Raw genomic sequence first — 19,294 nt, forward strand, 5'->3', positions numbered from 1 at the left:
AATTCTTGCTTAAGCAAGCGTACTAAAGAAACGATCAGACAATTGATAATGAAAAGAACAAAGATTATTGATGTGCTGAAAAGCACAGAATATGGCAAGGAAGTATGCGTAAAGGGTTGGGTGCGTACGCACCGCAGCTCTAAGGCCGTTGACTTCATTGCTCTCAACGACGGTTCTACTATTAAGAATATACAGATTGTCGTTGACCCTACTAAGTTCGACGAGCAAGTACTGAAGGATATCACCACTGGTGCATGTATCAGTGCTGAGGGTACTTTAGTAGAGAGTCAGGGTGCCGGTCAGTCATCAGAGATCCAGGCCACAAAACTTGAGGTGTATGGTCTCTGCGGCAACGACTACCCCATGCAGAAGAAGGGACAGAGCTTCGAGGTGATGCGCAAGAATGCTCACATGCGCTTGCGTACCAACACCTTTGGTGCCGTGATGCGCATTCGCCACAACATGGCAATGGCCATCCACACCTACTTCCATGAGCATGGATTCTTCTACTTCCATACACCACTGATCACTGCATCTGACTGTGAGGGAGCAGGTAACATGTTCCAGGTTACTACCAAGAACCTGTACGACCTGAAGAAGGATGAGAATGGTAAGATCATATACGATGACGACTTCTTCGGCGAGCAGACATCTCTCACAGTATCTGGTCAGCTGGAGGGTGAGCTAGGTGCTACCGCACTGGGTTCTATCTACACCTTCGGTCCTACCTTCCGTGCAGAGAACAGTAATACACCTCGCCACCTGGCTGAGTTCTGGATGGTTGAGCCTGAGGTTGCTTTCCTGGATCAGGAAGAGCTGATGGATCTTGAGGAAGACTTCATCAAGTATTGCGTGCGTTGGGCTCTCGACAACTGTAAGGACGATCTGGAGTTCCTGAACAAGATGATCGACAAGACACTGATCGAGCGCTTGGAGGGTGTACTCAAGGAAACCTTCGTTCGTCTGCCTTACACTGAGGGTATCAACATCCTGCAGGAGGCTATCAAGAACGGCAAGAAGTTTGAGTTCCCCTGCAACTGGGGCGACGACCTGGCCAGCGAGCACGAGCGCTATCTGGTTGAGGAGCACTTCAAGAAGCCAGTTATCATGACCGACTACCCACGTGCGTTCAAGTCGTTCTACATGAAGCAGAACCAGGATACTGCCGATGGCGGTTCAGTAGGTTACAAGGGTGCTGTTGCCCCTGGTCCTACCATGCAGGGTACCGATGTACTCTTCCCACAGATTGGTGAGATCATCGGTGGTAGTGTTCGTGAAGAGAGCTACGACAAACTGATGGGCGAGATTAATCGCCGCGAAATGGACCAGACCCACCTCTGGTGGTATATCGACACCCGCAAATGGGGTTCATGCCCACACGCAGGTTTCGGTCTTGGTTTCGAGCGTCTCATCCTGTTCGTAACAGGTATGCAGAACATCCGCGACGTGATTCCTTTCCCACGTACTCCGAAATCAGCAGAGTTCTAAATACAAAAAAGCCTCGCCAACCGGCGAGGTTTTTTATTGTCTTTATTTTACTAAACGAATGCCATCAGGCTCAATCGTGATAAGCCGACGTTTATAGAGATCACCCACGGCTTTCTTATAAGCTTTCTTAGAAACCTGGAAACGGTCGTAGATAAGCTCGGCGGCCGACTTATCGCCCAAGTTGCAATAACCATCATTCTCATAGAGATAGCGAAGCAAGGTCTCTGCAAAGTCGAGTGTCTGCTGGCGACCTGTGGGCTGCAGCACAATATCTATCTTTCCATCCTGTCGTACATGGTCAACATACGCCTTGAGTTTCAAGCCACTGTGCAAGGGCTGGAAGATCTGATTTTCGAATATCAACCCCTGGAACTTATTATTAATAATCACCTTAAAACCCAGGTCGGTCTTCTGCCAAACCAAGATATCCACCTCTGCACCATGCTGCAGTGAGGGCAGATCCTTAACGGTGGGAGTGCTGAGATATTTCTCCACTTTAGCAGTAGCCATCAAGCGGTAGCTATCCTCATCTACCTTAATATAAACGATGTGACGCTGACCTTGCTCCATACGCTTCTTCTGCTCACGGAATGGGCAGAAGATGTCCTTCATCAAACCCCAGTTGAGGAAGGCACCGAACTGATTAACCCAGGCAACCTCAAGACTGGCAAACTCGCCAACCTTGGCATAGGGATGCTCGGTTGTTGCCACAGGACGCTCCTCCTGATCCAGATAGATAAACACAGAGATTTCGTCACCAATGTGCATATCTTTAGTTACATAACGCTGGGGAAGCAGGATTTCGCCTTCTTCGCCACCATCCAAGTAAAGTCCGAAATCTACCGACTTTACAATCTTTAAAGTGTTGTAGTCTCCGAGGGTAAGCATATTTGTCCGTCTTTAAGGTGAATAGTACGATCGGTGATAGAGGCCAATTGCTCATCATGCGTCACGATGACAAAGGTCTGTCCGAACTGATTACGAAGGTCGAAGAACAACTGATGTAACTCTTCCTTGTTCTTCGTGTCGAGAGAGCCAGAGGGCTCGTCGGCCAGGATCACTGCTGGGTTGTTGACTAACGCACGGGCCACAGCCACACGCTGTTTCTCACCACCCGAAAGCTCGTTAGGCTTATGAGTGGCACGATCAGTCAGCCCCATAAACTCGAGCAACTCCTTGGCTCGCTGACGCGCCTGACGCTGCGAGGTGCCTGCAATGTAAGCAGGAATCATGATATTCTCAATAGCGGTAAACTCTGGCAACAGCTGATGGAACTGGAACACAAAGCCCAGATGTCTGTTGCGGAAATCTGACAGATGTTTCTGAGACAGGGATGTCGTGTCGATGCCATCAACAACCACACTCCCCGTGTCGGGTCTGTCAAGGGTTCCAATAATTTGCAGCAGAGTGGTCTTACCAGCACCGCTGGGACCAACAATGCTCACCACTTCACCCTTGTCGATGTGAAGGTCGATACCTTTCAACACCTGTAATGAGCCGAAACTCTTGGTTATATTCTTTATATCAATCATTATCAATCTTCAATTTTCAATTTTCAATCTTCAATTACTCTTATGTATCCACCTCAGAATGGTATCATAGATACTCTTCTCCTCATGGTGTTGTGCCTCAGTGAAGCTCATGCGCTCATCCTTGGTATCACCATGCTGATCGGGGAAGATGATCACAAGATTCTTGCCCGAGAAGTGCGCCTGCAGTTCATCAGGCAAACGCTCTAAGGCTGTCTTATAAGAGATGGTACCCTTACGGGCGGTTACTACCACAAACAGATGGTCGTCGGCGATGTCGGCAGCCAACTGGGGCAGTTCGTTCCAATGGGCCATATAGGTATATTCGGCACGCACACTGGCATGACGATTATTGATGTACTGCTTGATGAGATCAAGACTCTCATGACGCCCGTGGAACTGGATGCGGCAATCCAACTGACCGGCCAGACGACTCAGACGTTCCAGCCAACGGTGGAAACCTGGTTCAAACTCTGCACGTGATGGCACTGCCACACGGATGCGCCGCAAGGTGGTCATAGGCTGCACAAATCGCACCAGGAAAATCTGACGGTTCAAACCGTTATACAGACTCTGGATAAAATCACCCCAGAATCGTGGACTGATATCGGTATGCACGTGCATACCCATCACAATCTCGCTACAACCAAACTCACGGAAAGCATGCTTGATACCATTAGCAATGTTGGTGGCCAGGCGCACCTGCGTCTGCACCGTCACCTCACTGGCACTGGCCATCTGCTGCAGTTTTTCCAAGAGTCGGATACCCTCCTCGCGCGCTACATTGCTCTTCTGGTCATCATACACCACATTAAGTGCCACGAGATCGCGATTCAACCGCTGGTTGCGCATGAACATAGAGAGATAAAGCAGATGAGGAGCTATCTCAGGATATTTTACGCAAAGCAGAATCTTCTCGTCATCATCTTTTGGCAGGTCGCTCCGCAGATGAGCCTTCTCGTGGATGATAATCTTCTTGGCTGCATGCTCGGTCATCACCGAACTGATGATACATGTGAACAGAATCATCATCACCACAGCATTCAACATGTCGTTGCTCACCAGATATTCACCCGGAGCTACTTCCAGTCGGATGCCCACCATCACCATAGCAATGGCACCTGCTGCATGAGCCGAGGTAAGACCAAACATCATATGACCATCTGATTTCGACAATTTGAATAGCAGACTGCATACATAGGCTGCCACTGCTTTTCCTAAGGTACCGAAGAATACGATAAGCAATACTATCCATACCACCTGCACACTCGAGAAGAGCGCACTCAGATTGATAAGCATACCTACACCTATCAGGAAATAGGGGATGAACAGGGCGTTACCGATAAACTCAATACGGTTCATCAGAGGCGACACACGGGGGATATATCTGTTTAATATCAGACCAGAAAAGAATGCGCCAAACACACCCTCGATGCCAATGAGCGATGAGAGCGCTGCACTAAGGAACATCACCGCCATAACGAATGTGTACTGCATCACGGCATCACTGTATCGGCGCAAGAAATAACGCGTGAGCTTAGGAATAAGGATGATGCTACCCACACAGAAAGCAGCAAACTTAACCACGAACAACACCCAGAACAACCAGTTGCTATCCTTGCTGAACGAACCTGAGATGGCAGCCAACATAACGAGTGCAAAAAATAGCGCTATCATCGAGGAGCCTACACTGAGCGCTACACTGGGATGTTTCTGCAAACCGTATCTGCCTACTATAGGATAGGCAATAAGCGTATTCGACGCCATGATACACCCTAACAGAAACGAGGCTGCAGTAGAATACCCCAGGATGGTGACCGACATGACATAGGTGAGGAGAAGCGGCACAAGACACGTGAGGAGACCGAACAACAGGAACTGGCGCGAATGTTTCTTCACGCCCTCCACATCCATCTCAAGACCAGCCAGAAACATAATGTAGTACAACCCCACCTTACCAAAGAGTTCAAACGAGTTGTCGCGCACCAGAATATTAAAACCATATTGACCGATAGCGATACCTGCCAGCACCATTCCGATGATATGCGGAATACGCAGTTTACTCATCACGATAGGAGCAAACAGAATAATCATCAGCACCACAAAAAAGATAAAAGTTGGGTCTGTAATCGGCAAATATGATAATAATAATGTCATTTTGGGTACAAAGGTAGGCATTTTTTTGGTAAAATGAAAAAAAAAACATAATTTTGCGGCCAAATTGTAACCATTTAAAGGATAAACAAGATGAAAGTAGCAATTGTAGGTGCGAGTGGAGCCGTAGGACAAGAGTTTCTGCGCATCCTCGCTGAGAGAAATTTCCCAATGGACGAACTGGTACTGTTTGGCTCAGAGCGCAGTGCCGGAACGAAGTACAATTTTAAAGGTAAGGAGATTGAGGTAAAACTGCTTCAGCACAACGACGACTTTAAGGATGTCGATATCGCCTTCACCTCGGCAGGTGCAGGCACATCGAAGGAGTTTGCCGAGACTATCACTAAGTATGGTGCTGTGATGATTGATAACTCGAGTGCTTTCCGTATGGACGACGATGTACCCTTGGTAGTGCCCGAGTGTAATGCCGAGGACGCCCTGAACCGCCCACGCGGCATTATCGCCAATCCTAACTGTACCACTATCATGATGGTAGTAGTGCTCCAGCCTCTGGAAAAGATTTCTCACATAAAACGCATCCACGTTGCATCATACCAGAGTGCCTCTGGTGCTGGTGCCGCCGCCATGGCCGAACTGCAGCAGCAGTACAAGGAGATGGTAGAGGATGGTGAGGTAAAGACCATCAAGAAGTTTGCCCACCAACTGGCTTACAACGTCATCCCACAGATCGACGTGTTCCAGCCTAACGGCTACACCAAAGAGGAGATGAAGATGTTTAACGAGACACGCAAGATTATGCACACCGATGCTAAATGCTCTGCTATGTGCGTACGCGTAAGCTCGCTCCGCTCACACTCTGAGAGTGTTTGGATTGAGACCGAGAAGCCCATCAGCGTAGAGGAGGCTCAGAAAGCCATCGCTGCTGCGCCTGGATGCACACTGAAGGATGATCCTGCCACACTGACCTACCCCATGCCACTGGAGACAGCCGGTAAGGATGATGTTTACGTAGGACGTGTACGCAAGGACCTGAGCGATGACTGCGGACTGACCTTCTGGCTCAGTGGCGACCAGATACGTAAGGGTGCCGCCCTGAACGCTGTTCAGATTGCAGAATACCTGGTTAAGGTAGGAAACGTAAAATAAGTCATTGTGAAAAAACTGCTGATATTATTGTTACCGCTAATGCTGATGGCTTGCGGAACAGGTGACGATGATGGCCGCCGACTGGGCGAGATCATCGTGGGCACCTGGCAACGCGGCTGGGGCGAAGGCGATGTGGTGATTGATGGCGATACCGATCTGGAGCCCGACAATTTCACCTATGATCAGTTTGTGTTCCGTGGCGATGGCAGCTACAACGGTATGGTGCGTAAAGGCACCTTCACTGCCTATGACACTGAAGGCAAAGTGATCTACGAAGGCGACTATCAGTGTGACAATAATAATCTGAAGCTGACATATCTTGACGAAAGCAGTGTTAAGCGCTCACTGCTGGCACAGGTGGTTTCATTCACCGAAAACACCATCCGTATCAGATATGATTATGACCAAAAAGGCATAACCGTTACTTTCATTATTCGCAAAAAAGAATAGTGAAAGTGACGGTTATTCGTCCTTATCATCTTCTACAACATCGTTGTAGCTGAACTCCTGATAATATTCTATCTCACTATTGGCTGAGAAATAGCCCAAGCAGCCACCAGTAAAGTTATCAATAGGATTGGTAGCTGTACTCGACATCTGTTGCATGGAGTAGAGATAGTCGTAGGCACGCTGGTCGATAGCTCGAATCACAATACGCAGTTCGTCGCCATCATGCAGCACGTCGTTATCGTGCGCACCATCACGGAAAAAGGTAAAGAGTTGCTGCAACTCCTTATTAGGATTCTTATCATCCTTCATCACAGCCCAACGATAACCCAGCCCATTGCGATAGATATGCAAGAAGTACCAGTTGCTTTCGTTGGGAATATCTTGCAGTCGGAGATCACCAAAGAGATAACGCTCCGTCAGCATCTTCTTCCATACCAGTTTAAACTCCTTCATCACAGGTGTACGTTGCATGATTGATGTTGAGGTGAAATGATGCCCATCAACCTCTACATCCAACTGATATTGTGTGCCCGGTATGCCATGAAGTTTGGAACGGTAATAGCCATTACGAGCCAAAGGAATGGTAACATCGGTACCATCATCACCAGTAATCCTGACTACTGCATTGTTCACATCACTAACTGTGGTGTTATCTTCCACATTGTTGGTGGTACTCACGCGCACCTCTGTACCATCACCATTGATATGGCCCTCAACCACATAGCGCTTGGCAGCCTGGTGATAGTCCATCGTTATCTCCTTTTCACAGGCTGTCAACCCTAAAGCCATCAGTAGATATATCAATCGACGCATAATCTTCAGAATTTGATATTAAAACTTACACTGGGCACAATGCCGAACAATGAGAACTGCTTTGCCTTAGTGCCTGCACCATAATCACCATCCTCAAAATTGATAAGGAAGGGATTATAGCGATTATACAGATTATAGATACCAAACACCAGTTGGTGGGTACGATTGCGATAACGCTTTGTCCACGTGGCACTCACATCCAGATGGTGCATATCAGGCGCACGATAGCCATTACGCTCTGTATAGTAGTAAACCCAGTTGTCTTCAACCATATACTTACCACTAGGAGCAGTAAAGGCCTGACCACTATTGAATACCCACGAGGCACTCAGGTTCCAGCGCTTATTCAGATGATACATGGCCACAATATTAATATCGTGACGACGGTCGTTATTGGCATCATACCAGCGTCCCTGGTTGATGCCATCTATCTGGGTCTTGCTCCACGACAGCGTGTATCCTATCCAACCCGTCAACTTACCGTTGTTCTTGCGTGCACTCATCTCGATACCATAGCCCTTTCCCTTACCGGCCAGCATCAGACGCTCAATTTCAATCTCACTGGCAAATGATTTGCCATCACGATAATCAAGCACGTTGTCTATCTGACGATAATATGCCTCTGCCGAGAAATCATAGTCTTGGTTGGGCGTCATCACAAAGACACCACCGCTCACCTGATCAGCCACCTCGGGCTCAACGATATTACTACTCATCGTATAACGGTCGAAAGGAGTCGAGGTGCTCTGGTTGCGCAAGGCATGCACATTCTGTGAGGTACGAGTATAGCCTAGTTTGATAGAGACGATGGGTGATAGTTGATAGTTGATAGACAAACGGGGCTCCAGCTTTGTATGAGTCTTCACAATCTGATTCTTACCATAGTTGTAATACCAGGCTATGTCACCATTGTCTTCTATATCATAGTAGAGCGAACCTCCTAAAGGTGAGAAACTACTTAAGCGCAAACCGGCCGACACATCAAGATGCTTACCTATAGGTGCAGTCAAATTAACCCACGCTGCATTATCCCAAGCGCGCCGCTGCTCCTTCTCATGCAGCGACACCTGTTTCCACTCGGCCGATGTCACATTGTACAAGGCTGTCTGAAAACCTGCGTCCAGCAGACAAGGTCCCAGTCCGACACGAAAATCCTGACGGAAGCCCGTCTGACGGATATGACCAGAGAACCAGATGTTCATACCTAAGAAGTCGATACCATTGTCGGTCTGATAGCCGCTGTAGTAAGCTGTGGATTGTGCGTATGCATGATCGCTAAAGTGATGCAACCATTTTAAACTGGTAGAGAGGTTGTTCCATCGGATATCCACCATATCCTCAAGTGCCGTACGGTCATGACCTGTAAAGAAACTTAGAAAGAGTTGGTTGCGCTCATTGATGATCCAGTCGGCCTTGGCATTGATATCATAGAAATACAAAGTATTACCTCTGAAATCGGGCGAGAGCTTCAAAAACATATCCATATACGAGCGTCGTGCCGTAATCAGGAAGCCTGCTTTATTCTTCACGATAGGTCCTTCGAGTGTACCTTTCGCAGCCAGCAATCCGATGCTGGCACCACCATGCAGTTCGTTTTTATTACCTGTCTTACCAACAATATCGAGTACTGCCGAAGAGGCACCACCATATTGCGCCGGCAACAATCCCTTATAGAGAGTGGCTGAAACAAGCGCATCGCTGTTGAATGCCGAGAAGAGTCCTGCCAGATGCCCCACATTATACACCGGTGCCACATCTACCAGAATCTGGTTCTGGGCCGACGTTCCGCCACGAACCTGAAAAGAACTAGAGGCGTCACTCTCACTCTTCACGCCCGTCAGCAGTTGCATAGAGCGCATAATATCCTGTTCACCAAATAGTTGTGGCGATGTGGTCAGATCCTTCAACTGCACCTGTTCGACACCAGTCTGTATATGACGCAAACGCTGGCGAGCCGAATTCGACTTCACCACCACCTCGTCAAGTTGTTCCTGTCGCAGGGTGTCAGGTGTTGTAGGCATAGAAATGATTGCCGAAAGTAGTAATGTTGATAAAAACATGTTGCAAAGTTAATAGATTTTTTGGAAACTCCAAAAAAATTATCTATCTTTGCCACCGATTATTACAAAAAACTAATTGTTATGAAAAAATTATTTGTTGCCGTAGTGGCTATTGCAGCACTCTGTGCTTGTGGAAATGGTGAAAAAAAGTTTCTCTCTTATCGTGGTTTGTCAATGGGCATGCCTTTCAAGACTTTCTGCGATTCGCTTAGCGCGCGTGGATTTGCCATCGATTCGGCTAAGAGCGACTCCGACTTTGCCAAGGTATCAATGTACAATCCTGCGCTGAACTATCGCCTCATGCTTGCTCAGAAGAACGATTCGCTGGTAGCACTGCAGGAGAACTACTCTATTTCAACCAACGACAGCACCCGCAAGATGTGGCAACAGATGCACGACGATTTCGAGAAGCAGTTGGGTGCATGGCCAAACATGCTCAAGGACGGAAAAGACCACCGCATAGCAAAATTCGAGGATGAAGGTGGTTTCATCACCCTCACCCTCGAAAACACATATAAACCTACACTAAGTGTACTCTATCAATCAAAATAACATAATGGTATAGAGATAAACAACTGCTGCGGGAATGGCAAGCAGCGAAGAATCGAAACGATCCAGCATGCCACCATGACCAGGCAGGATGTTACCACTATCCTTAATGCCTAGCGTACGCTTCAGCAAACTCTCTACCAGATCACCCCAGGTGCCAAACACCACCACGGTGAGACCAAGACCTACCCACTCTATGGCAGTAAGTCCCAGCATGTTGAGTTGATACTGGTCAGTGAGATACCATACCAGCATGGCCACAGCCATCACCAAGATGCCACCGCCAATGCTGCCTTCCCAACTCTTTCCTGGCGAAATGCGAGGAAAGAGTTTATGTTTACCCAGCAACGAACCACACAGGTAGGCACCAGTATCATTCATCCACAGGAACACGAATACCGACAATGGTAGCGCCGCATCGTAAACCACAAATCCCTGAGGGGCCGTGTGGAAGGCCAATGTATTGAGCAGCGATAAAGGCAGAGCTACATATAGCTGCGCCATCATCGTATAAGCCCAATCATGAATAGGATCTTCATTCTTCAGATACAACTCGGCCACCATCAAATAGATAATCGACACGAGATAAGGCACAAACACTGCCGATGGAGTGAGCTCGCTGCAGAAACCTGCCATGGCAAGAAACAGATATACACCTGCCACAGTAGATATCAGACGGTTCACCATCACACCAGCACGCTCGTTTACCAAACCAGTAAACTCCCATACACTCAGTCCTGTGATGAGTGCAAACAGCAGTACCATGGCTTGCGGGCGCAAGAAACTGCACACCAGTACAGCCACAAACAGTACGCCGGTGATAGCTCTGACGATAAAATTATGCATCCTTATCCTCCTTTTCTTCTGTTGGTTTGCTCTCCAATGCTTTCTGAGCCTCAGCTTCCGCCTCCAACTCCTTGGCACGCTCTTCGGCCATGCGCTCAGCATCGGCCTTCATCTGTGCCTCAAGCAACTCCTCTGCACGACTGGTCCATGGACGCTTGCCAAAGATCTTTTCTACATCCTCGGCAAAGATTACCTCTCTATCTATCAGCAACTGTGCCAGTTTAGCATGCCCTTCCTTATGCTCGGTCAGAATCTGCTTGGCACGCTCATACTGCTCGGCAATCATCGCACGCACCTCCTCATCAATGAGCTTAGCAGTAGTCTCTGAGTAAGGACGCTGGAATTGATATTCCATATTGCTATAGTAGCAGAGGTTAGGCAACTTATCACTCATACCTGCATAGGCTATCATACCATAAGCCTGCTTGGTAGTACGCTCCAAATCATTCATCGCCCCTGTAGAGATATGGCCTACAAACAGCTCCTCGGCTGCACGTCCACCTAATAGTGAACACATCTCATCAAGCATAGCCTCCTTGGTTTGCAACACGCGCTCCTCGGGCAGATACCAAGCTGCGCCTAAGGCCTGTCCACGAGGCACAATGCTCACTTTCACCAATGGGTTGGCAAACTCTGTAAACCATGAGATAGTGGCATGGCCAGCCTCATGAATGGCGATAGAACGCTTCTCAGCCTGTGTCATCACCTTGGTTTTCTTCTCCAATCCACCAATGATACGGTCCACAGCATCCAGGAAATTCTGCTTGCTAACCGTCTGGTTATTATGACGGGCTGCTATCAAAGCGGCCTCATTACATACGTTGGCAATATCTGCACCCGAGAAACCTGGGGTTTGACGAGCCAGGAAGTCTATATCCACGCTATCATCAATCTTCACTGGTTTCAGATGCACTTTGAACACTTCTTTACGCTCGTTCAGGTCAGGAAGATCCACATGGATCTGACGGTCGAAACGACCTGCTCGCAACAAGGCAGAGTCAAGCATATCTGCACGGTTTGTTGCCGCCAAGATAATCACACCACTATTAGTACCAAATCCATCCATCTCTGTCAGCAGCGCATTCAGGGTGTTCTCACGCTCATCATTACCACCCATAGCAGGATTCTTACTGCGAGCACGGCCCACAGCATCAATCTCGTCGATAAAGATGATACAAGGACTCTTCTGCTTGGCCTGCTGGAACAAGTCACGCACACGACTGGCACCTACACCCACAAACATCTCAACGAAATCTGATCCACTCATTGAGAAGAAGGGCACACCAGCTTCGCCTGCCACAGCCTTTGCCAACAGGGTCTTACCTGTTCCTGGAGGACCAACCAACAGGGCTCCCTTGGGTATCTTACCACCCAAATCGGTATATTTCTGGGGATTCTTCAAGAAATCCACAATCTCCTGTATCTCCTGTTTGGCACCAGCCTGACCGGCCACATCCTTAAACGTGATACCTAATTCACCTCCCTTTTCATACATCTTGGCTTTGCTCTTGCCGACATTGAACACGCCGCCACCAACACCGCCGCCTCCGCCGCCCATGCGACGCATAAAAAATATCCAGAGACCTACGATAAACAGGATAGGCAACAGATTCGTAATGATCAGCGAGAAGAACTCGTTATCGCGACGGTTATCAAAAGCAAGATCGCCAGTAAAAACCTTATTGTCCTTGGCCTTAGCCACAAACTGCTCTACCTGGTCCACACTGCCGAACTCCACCTCCAGATAAGGTTCTGCGCCTGTCTGCTGGGCACTCTGATGGAACACATCGCGAATATGCTCTGGTTTCACATACATACGCAGCGTACTCTGGGGCTTGTTCACCACAATCTTCTTGGCGTAGCCGCGCTCCACCATCTGTCGGAATTCGCTATAAGAGGCCGTTTTAGCCACACTACTGTTAGAGGGGCCACCTCCAGTAAAATACAATAGTCCTAATGCAAGTATTGAGATGAAGTATATCCAGTTCATATTAAACCTGGGCATATTCATCTTCGGACCGTTTGTACCATTATTCTTGTTTGGTTTTTGATTATTCTCCATATACCTTATTATATATATAATTAATCCAAATCGGGTATTCTGGTCAGCGGAGCGTCCTCCCACAGATGCTCCAAATCGTAATAGTCACGCACATCGGGCAGGAAAACGTGAACCAACACGTCGGTATAGTCCATTGCCACCCACTGGGCATTCTCCAATCCTACCACATGAGTAGGCTTCTCACCCAAATGCTCACGCACCATATCACCTACCGACTCGGCAATAGCTTCAACCTGAGTAGGCGAATTGCCGGTACAGATAATGAAATACTGACAGATTGTTCCTTCTATTTTTGTCAGGTCGGCTACAACAATGTTACAGCCCTTTTTCTCCTGAATTGCTTCTTTAATCGTTTCTACAAGTTGTATCATTCAAAAATTATCTATTATTTGTGCACAAAGGTACGCTAAATTGCCAAAAAAACAAAGAAAAAGTGGAAAATTTGCGGTTTTTTATAATTTTTCCCCAAAAAATTTTGGTAGTTCAAGAAAAAGTAGTACCTTTGCACCCGCAAAACAGAAACAAGCGCGTTTCTAAGCAAAAACATTTTGGGGTATGGTGTAATGGTAACACTGCAGATTCTGGTCCTGCCTTTCCTGGTTCGAGTCCGGGTACCCCAACTAAAAAGAGTCGCTAAGCACAATGCTTAGCGACTCTTTTTCTATAAGCTCATTTTTGACAATGAGTTAATTCAGAAAGTGAATTGAGTTAAATGAGTGTTTTGAGTTAACTCAAGGTTTTTGAGAGGTATGATTACTATATCTTCAAATTTCTTGATAATCAACCGATGGTCTGCTTATAGGTGGTAGGTGTCATGCCGTACTTAGCACGGAAGTTACGGGTGAAGGTGTCGGCACTGGTGAAACCACTGGCCTGACTCACCTGCTCCACTGTTATGTCGGGCTGACTGTTCATCATACGTACAGCATAATCCAAACGCAACTCACGGATATAGGCTGGCAGTGAAAGACTGTCGCTGCCCTGCGAAAAAGCCGCACCAATGCGCTCCTTAGAAAGACCGGTACGATCGATAAGGGTTTGACGACCGAAGTCGGCCTGCAGGAACAGTTGCTCGTTCTCAATCAAATCGCGAAGCGAATTAAAGAGCTCCACCTCGCCTGCTTCGGAAAGGAGATGGGGATTACCTGCCGAAGGCAGACTCTCCTCCTTAGCGGGAGCTGCCTTCAGTTCTCGAATCTGATCCTTATACCCTACTGCCTCGGTAATCTGACGGGCCAGAATACGATTGCGATGCTGGGTGATACGCCATTGACGATACACATAGAAAGCAAAAACCAATGCCAACAGCGCCATAAAGCTGATGGCTATGCTGACTGCAGATACAAAGCGATTCTGTGCACGCTGTTCAGCTATCTGGCGCTCTTTGCCCTGAGTATCGTAGATAGCAGCCAACTGCGCACTCTCACTACGCTTCTGGCGCACAAGCGCTGTATCGTAAACCTCGGCTATCTGCAAAGCCACCTGCAAAGCAGAATCCTTACGCCCCGCATAGAAGTTGGAGCGCAACTTAGGCAGCAGATTATTACCAATCGTTTCAAGATCATAATCATAGCCCCACTCACTGATAAAGCGGTCTAGCTCTGTATAGTTATCAGCAGCCTCAGCATAACGATGGGCTGCCACTAGATACTCGCAACCATTGATGCGCCCCTCAATGCTCTTACCATAGTCGCTAGCCGCAAAGTGGGCGTAATAACGGGCAGCATCGGCCGTTTGTCCACGCATCTGGCACACCTGCGAACGATGCAGAGCAACCAAAGCACGGAATATCTTCACCTCCTTGGGATCGGCCTTGGGCTGCTTCTCATAGACTGCACGCAGCGAGTCCATACGGTCAACCCATACGCCGGCACCATCCATCTGATGATTGAGGTGGGTGACAGCAATATTCTCCAAGGTCTCAAAACTGGCTGCCAGCGGTCTGCTGGTAGGATCGTTTGGGGTGTTGAGCACCCACTGATAGGCCTCATTGTAACTTTTCACAGCATCAGCATGACGTTCAAGCATCATCTGAGTATCACCCAAGCACAGATAAAGGGTTTGCATCTCGCGGGCGCGCAAGGGATTATCCACCTGCTTGAGCATGTCAATCAAGCGAAGGGCAGTACGCATGGCCGTATCATAGTTGCGCTGACTATTCAAGATGATAACCAGATTGGTTCCGGCATGTATATACTCCCAGAAATCACGGGCAGGCGGATTTTCGATGGCGAGAACACGACGTAAACAGGCCACGCTGTTCTCAATATCACCCAACTGGAAAAAAGCCACACCTCGGTAACCTTCGGCACGTATCATCGAAAGCTCACCTGCAGCAGCCAGACTGTCGGTAACAGAAAGGAAGTGCTTAAAGTCGCCAGTAAACCTGGCATCAAGGGCCAGACTGTCACCATGAGTGCGTATCATCGCCTCAGGGATATCATCACTATTCGTACGATCCTTTCCGCCACAACCTGTGAACACCGAAAGGACAACCATTACACCTATTATATATATATAACTAACAACTCTCATGACAAATAGTTTGCGGATGCAAAGATACACAATATATTAAAAACCCGAAAATAAAAACAGGTTTTATTGTTATCTACACCCCCATTTTCTTGATGTTACCACCGAAAAGGAGGACGATTTGTCCGACATCGTGTCGGATTGTACGACCGATTGTCATTATCATCCGACTATTTGTCTGAAACCATCCGACCATTTGTCTAACCCCTTGTGGGAATGGATTTTTTGCTTTATCTTTGCACTCAGAAAATTCAAACACGAGTTGAACCTAATAATCGATTACCTTTTGACAATACCTGTAGCAGACGCGTATTGGAACGAAGCGCAACTGCCGAACTGGTCCCCAGGCTACTGCCTTGCAAAAGACAGAAAGCTGGGGACCAATCGTTTTTTTTGCATAGTTAACACCATTTCTAAATTTTAATGTGTACCTTTGCACACAAAACAAATAAAGAGAGGATATGGCAAAGGAACAATCGGCAATAAAAGAACGGCAGCGCACCGACCTGCGAGAGCCAAGACGTTATAAGGTGACCATCTATAACGACGACTTTACAACGATGGAGTTTGTGGTGAAGATTCTCACAGAGATATTCTTCAAGAGCGAGGCCGAAGCAGAGACACTGATGCTAAAAGTACACCATGCCGACAAAGCTGTGGTAGGCATATATAGTTACGACGTGGCAACATCAAAGGTTCGAAAGGCCACTGCTATGGCAAGAGAAGAAGGATTTCCACTAAGATTAACGGTTGAGCCCGAGGAAGATTAATTTTTATGGCAGAGATAAAACAAACTAAACGCGCAGCCAAGATACTGAGCGAGACAATGAAATACTGCAAGGAATGGCGCCACGAATTTGTGATGCCAGAACACCTGCTGCAGGTTATAACAGACGAGTTTAACTTCAGACGTATATACTGCGAATATGGGGATCTGCAGATACTGATAGACCAGTTGGATGAGAAACTGGAGGAGACAGAACAGATTCCTGACGACACAGAGTATGAACCTGAGGCCTCGGTACAGATGCAACAGGTGATACAGGTGGCTTGTGCACAGGTTCTTAACAGTAGCGCCACGGCACTCGACCTTCCACACCTGATAGTGGGCATACTACAGCTGGAGGAGTCATGGGCATGCTATCTGCTCAAGGAGACACTGGGCAACATGGAGAGCGAGTTTATCAGCGACTTGATTAGCGCTTGCGAGTTTGAAGACCATTTAGAAGAAGACACTAACGAGCACAAACCAGAACAGGCTTGGCGCCGACTGGTATCTTGCATGAACGACCACTATCAGGAGCACAACCCATTGATAGGACGCGAACAGGAACTGACACGCACCATACAAGTGCTATGCCGACGCGACAAGAACAATCCGCTACACGTGGGTGAACCTGGTGTTGGTAAAACGGCACTGGTATGGGGACTAGCACGACTGATAGACGAAGGCAACGTGCCCAAACGCCTGATAGGCAGCAAAATCTATCAACTGGACTTAGGCACTCTGTTGGCTGGCACACAATATAGAGGCGACTTTGAGAACCGCATCAAACAAATTATGGAGGGTATCAAAGAGGAGAGCGACAAAAACATTGTATATATCGACGAGATACATACCCTGGTAGGCGCTGGCGCAACTGGCGAAGGGGCCATGGACGCATCAAACATGCTGAAACCCTACCTGGAGGCAGGCAGCATCAGATTCATCGGATCAACAACCTACGAGGAGTACAACCGCCACTTCGCACGCTCGAAAGGACTGGTACGACGATTCCAACAGATAGACATCCCAGAGCCTACACCTGACGAAACAAAACATATCGTACGACAACTGCGACAGCAGTACGAACAGTTTCACCACGTGACCTACGACGAGACGGCTCTGGACTTTGCCGTAGAGGCCAGCTACAAATTCGTCAACGAGCGCTTTCTGCCCGACAAAGCCATCGACCTGATAGACGAGGCTGGCGCCAACTGCCAACTTGCATCCAACAGCATAAGCATCGTAACCAAGGCGATGATAGCCGAGGTGCTTGCTAAGACATGCAAGGTAGATACCATGGCCATGAATGATGACGACGACAACGAGAAACTCTCAACACTCAATACGAATCTCTCATCAAAGATTTATGGACAAGACGAGGCTATACGACAGGTTGTAGAGGCTGTCCTGATGGCTAAGGCCGGTCTGATGGACGACAACAAGCCACTGGCATCATTGCTGTTCGTGGGTCCTACTGGCGTGGGTAAGACTGAGGTAGCACGCGTACTTGCCAAGGAACTGAGCATACCCCTTCTGCGTTTCGACATGAGTGAATATACCGAGAAACATACCGTGGCCAAGTTGATTGGTTCGCCTGCAGGATATGTGGGCTATGAAGACGGCGGCCTACTCACCGATGCTATACGTAAGAGTCCCAACTGCGTGCTACTGCTCGACGAGATAGAAAAAGCACATCAGGATATCTATAATATACTGCTACAGGTGATGGATTACGCCCGACTGACAGACAACAAGGGTCATAAGGCTGATTTCCGCAATGTCATCCTGATTATGACATCTAACGCCGGTGCACAGTTTGCCTCACAAGCCAACATAGGCTTTACGGGTAATACCACACGCGGCGAGGCGATGTTGCAACAGGTGAAAAAGACATTTAAACCAGAATTTATCAACCGCCTGTCGGGTACGGTAGTATTCAACGATATGAACAAGTCAATGGCAACGCTCATACTGAAGAAGAAACTGAATGAGCTGCAGGAGAAACTGAAGGCTAAGCAGGTGGAGATGACATTGAGCGACACGGCCTTCAACTTATTGCTGAAGGAAGGCTACACCCGCGAATATGGAGCACGAGAGATGGACCGCGTTATAGGACAACGACTGAAACCGCTCCTGACACGCGAGATTCTATTTGGGAAACTGAAACATGGCGGCAACATTTTAATAGATACGCACGATGGCTGTTTATCAATTGGATGACGAACTGTGGTTTCCCGACCCTCACCTGGGCGAGGAGGATGGACTGGTGGCTGTTGGCGGCGATCTGTCAATAGACCGTCTGCTATTGGCCTACAGCAACGGCTTTTTCCCCTGGTTTGCCTACCGCCACCAGCAGGAACCGCTATGGTACTGTCCGCTACAGCGCTTCGTCATCTTTCCTGACGAGATACACATCAGTCACTCGATGAAACAGCTCATGAAAAGACATGAGTTCGAACTGACTATCAACCAAGATTTTGAAGGTGTGATAAGAGGCTGCGCCACCGCTCAGAACCGTAATCGCGACGAGGGAGCATGGCTGGGCCCTGAGATGATAGAGGCTTATACCGAAATGCATAAACAGGGATTTGCTGCGAGCGTTGAGGTATGGGATGCCGACAAACTGGTGGGCGGACTATACGGTATATGCTTCGGACCGGTATTTTTTGGCGAAAGCATGTTCTCACTCGTTCCAAATGCATCCAAACTGGCTCTAATACATCTGGCTCAGACATTCCAGAACCTGGGAGGCAGAATGATTGACTGTCAATTTGAAACGCCTCATCTCAAGACGATGGGAGGAAGATATATACCCTACAAGGACTATATCAACCTCATCAAGAAGTGAAAATCAGTATGACGATGTAAAAAAGTGTAAAAATACACTGTCTTCGCACACAATTCGGCTGTGTTCGCACACAACGGGTTGATGTATATC

Annotated in this window: 16 protein-coding genes and 1 tRNA gene; 8 read left to right on the forward strand and 9 right to left on the reverse strand. The window is 48.0% G+C overall.

Going from position 1 to position 19,294, the window contains the following annotated elements; translation table 11 throughout:
* Positions 1 to 48 precede the first annotated feature (48 nt).
* Entirely contained in the window at positions 49 to 1,488 is a 1,440-nt protein-coding gene (gene asnS / locus T360_RS0105740) for an asparagine--tRNA ligase (protein ID WP_028911931.1), read from the forward strand.
* 42 nt (positions 1,489 to 1,530) lie between these two features.
* Here asnS and T360_RS0105745 read toward each other — a convergent pair whose 3' ends face one another.
* Genes T360_RS0105745 through T360_RS0105755 form a run of 3 tightly spaced genes read right to left on the reverse strand, consistent with a single transcriptional unit; the run spans position 1,531 to position 5,174 of the window.
* Positions 1,531 to 2,376, reverse strand: a complete 846-nt coding sequence (locus T360_RS0105745; RefSeq protein WP_028911932.1) for a S1 RNA-binding domain-containing protein — start codon at positions 2,374 to 2,376, stop codon at positions 1,531 to 1,533.
* Positions 2,346 to 3,020, reverse strand: coding sequence for an ABC transporter ATP-binding protein (locus tag T360_RS0105750; protein WP_028911933.1), 675 nt, complete (start codon positions 3,018 to 3,020; stop codon positions 2,346 to 2,348). Before T360_RS0105750 ends, T360_RS0105745 begins: the two co-directional genes overlap by 31 nt.
* A 30-nt stretch (positions 3,021 to 3,050) precedes the next feature.
* The gene (locus T360_RS0105755; RefSeq protein ID WP_028911934.1) at positions 3,051 to 5,174 is read right to left on the reverse strand and encodes a cation:proton antiporter; all 2,124 of its coding nucleotides are present in this window, start codon (positions 5,172 to 5,174) and stop codon (positions 3,051 to 3,053) included.
* A 90-nt stretch (positions 5,175 to 5,264) separates the two neighbouring features.
* Here T360_RS0105755 and T360_RS0105760 point away from each other — a divergent pair, with 90 nt between their 5' ends.
* Both T360_RS0105760 and T360_RS0105765 read left to right on the forward strand, forming a co-directional pair.
* Complete coding sequence (locus tag T360_RS0105760) at positions 5,265 to 6,278, forward strand: aspartate-semialdehyde dehydrogenase (RefSeq protein ID WP_028911935.1); 1,014 nt, start codon at positions 5,265 to 5,267, stop codon at positions 6,276 to 6,278.
* Positions 6,279 to 6,284: 6 nt separating this feature from the next.
* Positions 6,285 to 6,728 (forward strand): lipocalin family protein, encoded by a 444-nt coding sequence (locus T360_RS0105765; RefSeq protein ID WP_155949391.1) that lies wholly within the window; start codon positions 6,285 to 6,287, stop codon positions 6,726 to 6,728.
* A gap of 12 nt (positions 6,729 to 6,740) precedes the next feature.
* Here T360_RS0105765 and T360_RS0105770 read toward each other — a convergent pair whose 3' ends face one another.
* Complete coding sequence (locus T360_RS0105770) at positions 6,741 to 7,541, reverse strand: DUF4249 family protein (RefSeq protein WP_081772702.1); 801 nt, start codon at positions 7,539 to 7,541, stop codon at positions 6,741 to 6,743.
* Between the two features lie 5 nt (positions 7,542 to 7,546).
* Positions 7,547 to 9,562 (reverse strand): TonB-dependent siderophore receptor, encoded by a 2,016-nt coding sequence (locus tag T360_RS0105775; protein ID WP_231488099.1) that lies wholly within the window; start codon positions 9,560 to 9,562, stop codon positions 7,547 to 7,549.
* Between the two features lie 120 nt (positions 9,563 to 9,682).
* Here T360_RS0105775 and T360_RS0105780 point away from each other — a divergent pair, with 120 nt between their 5' ends.
* On the forward strand, positions 9,683 to 10,153 hold the full coding sequence (locus tag T360_RS0105780; RefSeq protein WP_028911939.1) for a hypothetical protein: 471 nt from the start codon (positions 9,683 to 9,685) through the stop codon (positions 10,151 to 10,153).
* Here T360_RS0105780 and T360_RS0105785 read toward each other — a convergent pair.
* Genes T360_RS0105785 through rsfS form a run of 3 tightly spaced genes read right to left on the reverse strand, consistent with a single transcriptional unit; the run spans position 10,145 to position 13,429 of the window.
* Positions 10,145 to 10,996: a phosphatidate cytidylyltransferase gene (locus T360_RS0105785; protein ID WP_028911940.1), complete on the reverse strand. Its 852-nt coding sequence runs from the start codon at positions 10,994 to 10,996 to the stop codon at positions 10,145 to 10,147. The genes T360_RS0105780 and T360_RS0105785 overlap by 9 nt on opposite strands.
* The gene (gene ftsH, locus T360_RS0105790; RefSeq protein ID WP_028911941.1) at positions 10,989 to 13,058 is read right to left on the reverse strand and encodes an ATP-dependent zinc metalloprotease FtsH; all 2,070 of its coding nucleotides are present in this window, start codon (positions 13,056 to 13,058) and stop codon (positions 10,989 to 10,991) included. The genes T360_RS0105785 and ftsH overlap by 8 nt, the downstream gene beginning before the upstream one ends.
* Positions 13,059 to 13,078: 20 nt before the next feature.
* Positions 13,079 to 13,429 (reverse strand): ribosome silencing factor, encoded by a 351-nt coding sequence (gene rsfS / locus T360_RS0105795; RefSeq protein ID WP_028911942.1) that lies wholly within the window; start codon positions 13,427 to 13,429, stop codon positions 13,079 to 13,081.
* A 178-nt stretch (positions 13,430 to 13,607) separates the two neighbouring features.
* On the opposite strand from rsfS, the gene T360_RS0105800 reads away from it, so the two are divergent.
* Positions 13,608 to 13,678 (forward strand) — tRNA-Gln (locus T360_RS0105800).
* A 160-nt stretch (positions 13,679 to 13,838) separates the two neighbouring features.
* Here T360_RS0105800 and T360_RS0105805 read toward each other — a convergent pair.
* Positions 13,839 to 15,593 carry a helix-turn-helix domain-containing protein gene (locus tag T360_RS0105805; RefSeq protein WP_028911943.1) on the reverse strand — a complete coding sequence of 585 codons (1,755 nt, stop codon included), beginning with the start codon at positions 15,591 to 15,593 and terminating at the stop codon, positions 13,839 to 13,841.
* Between the two features lie 458 nt (positions 15,594 to 16,051).
* Here T360_RS0105805 and T360_RS0105815 point away from each other — a divergent pair, with 458 nt between their 5' ends.
* The 3 genes from T360_RS0105815 to aat are packed head-to-tail and all read left to right on the forward strand — an operon-like array spanning position 16,052 to position 19,204.
* Positions 16,052 to 16,360, forward strand: coding sequence for an ATP-dependent Clp protease adaptor ClpS (locus T360_RS0105815; RefSeq protein ID WP_028911945.1), 309 nt, complete (start codon positions 16,052 to 16,054; stop codon positions 16,358 to 16,360).
* 5 nt (positions 16,361 to 16,365) lie between these two features.
* Positions 16,366 to 18,576 carry an ATP-dependent Clp protease ATP-binding subunit ClpA gene (gene clpA / locus T360_RS0105820; protein WP_081772703.1) on the forward strand — a complete coding sequence of 737 codons (2,211 nt, stop codon included), beginning with the start codon at positions 16,366 to 16,368 and terminating at the stop codon, positions 18,574 to 18,576.
* The gene (aat, locus tag T360_RS0105825) at positions 18,554 to 19,204 is read left to right on the forward strand and encodes a leucyl/phenylalanyl-tRNA--protein transferase (RefSeq protein ID WP_028911947.1); all 651 of its coding nucleotides are present in this window, start codon (positions 18,554 to 18,556) and stop codon (positions 19,202 to 19,204) included. The genes clpA and aat overlap by 23 nt, the downstream gene beginning before the upstream one ends.
* The last annotated feature ends 90 nt before the right edge of the window (positions 19,205 to 19,294 follow it).

The sequence above is a fragment of the Prevotella sp. MA2016 genome, assembly GCF_000619825.1.
In the GTDB taxonomy this organism is placed as follows: Bacteria; Bacteroidota; Bacteroidia; order Bacteroidales; family Bacteroidaceae; genus Prevotella.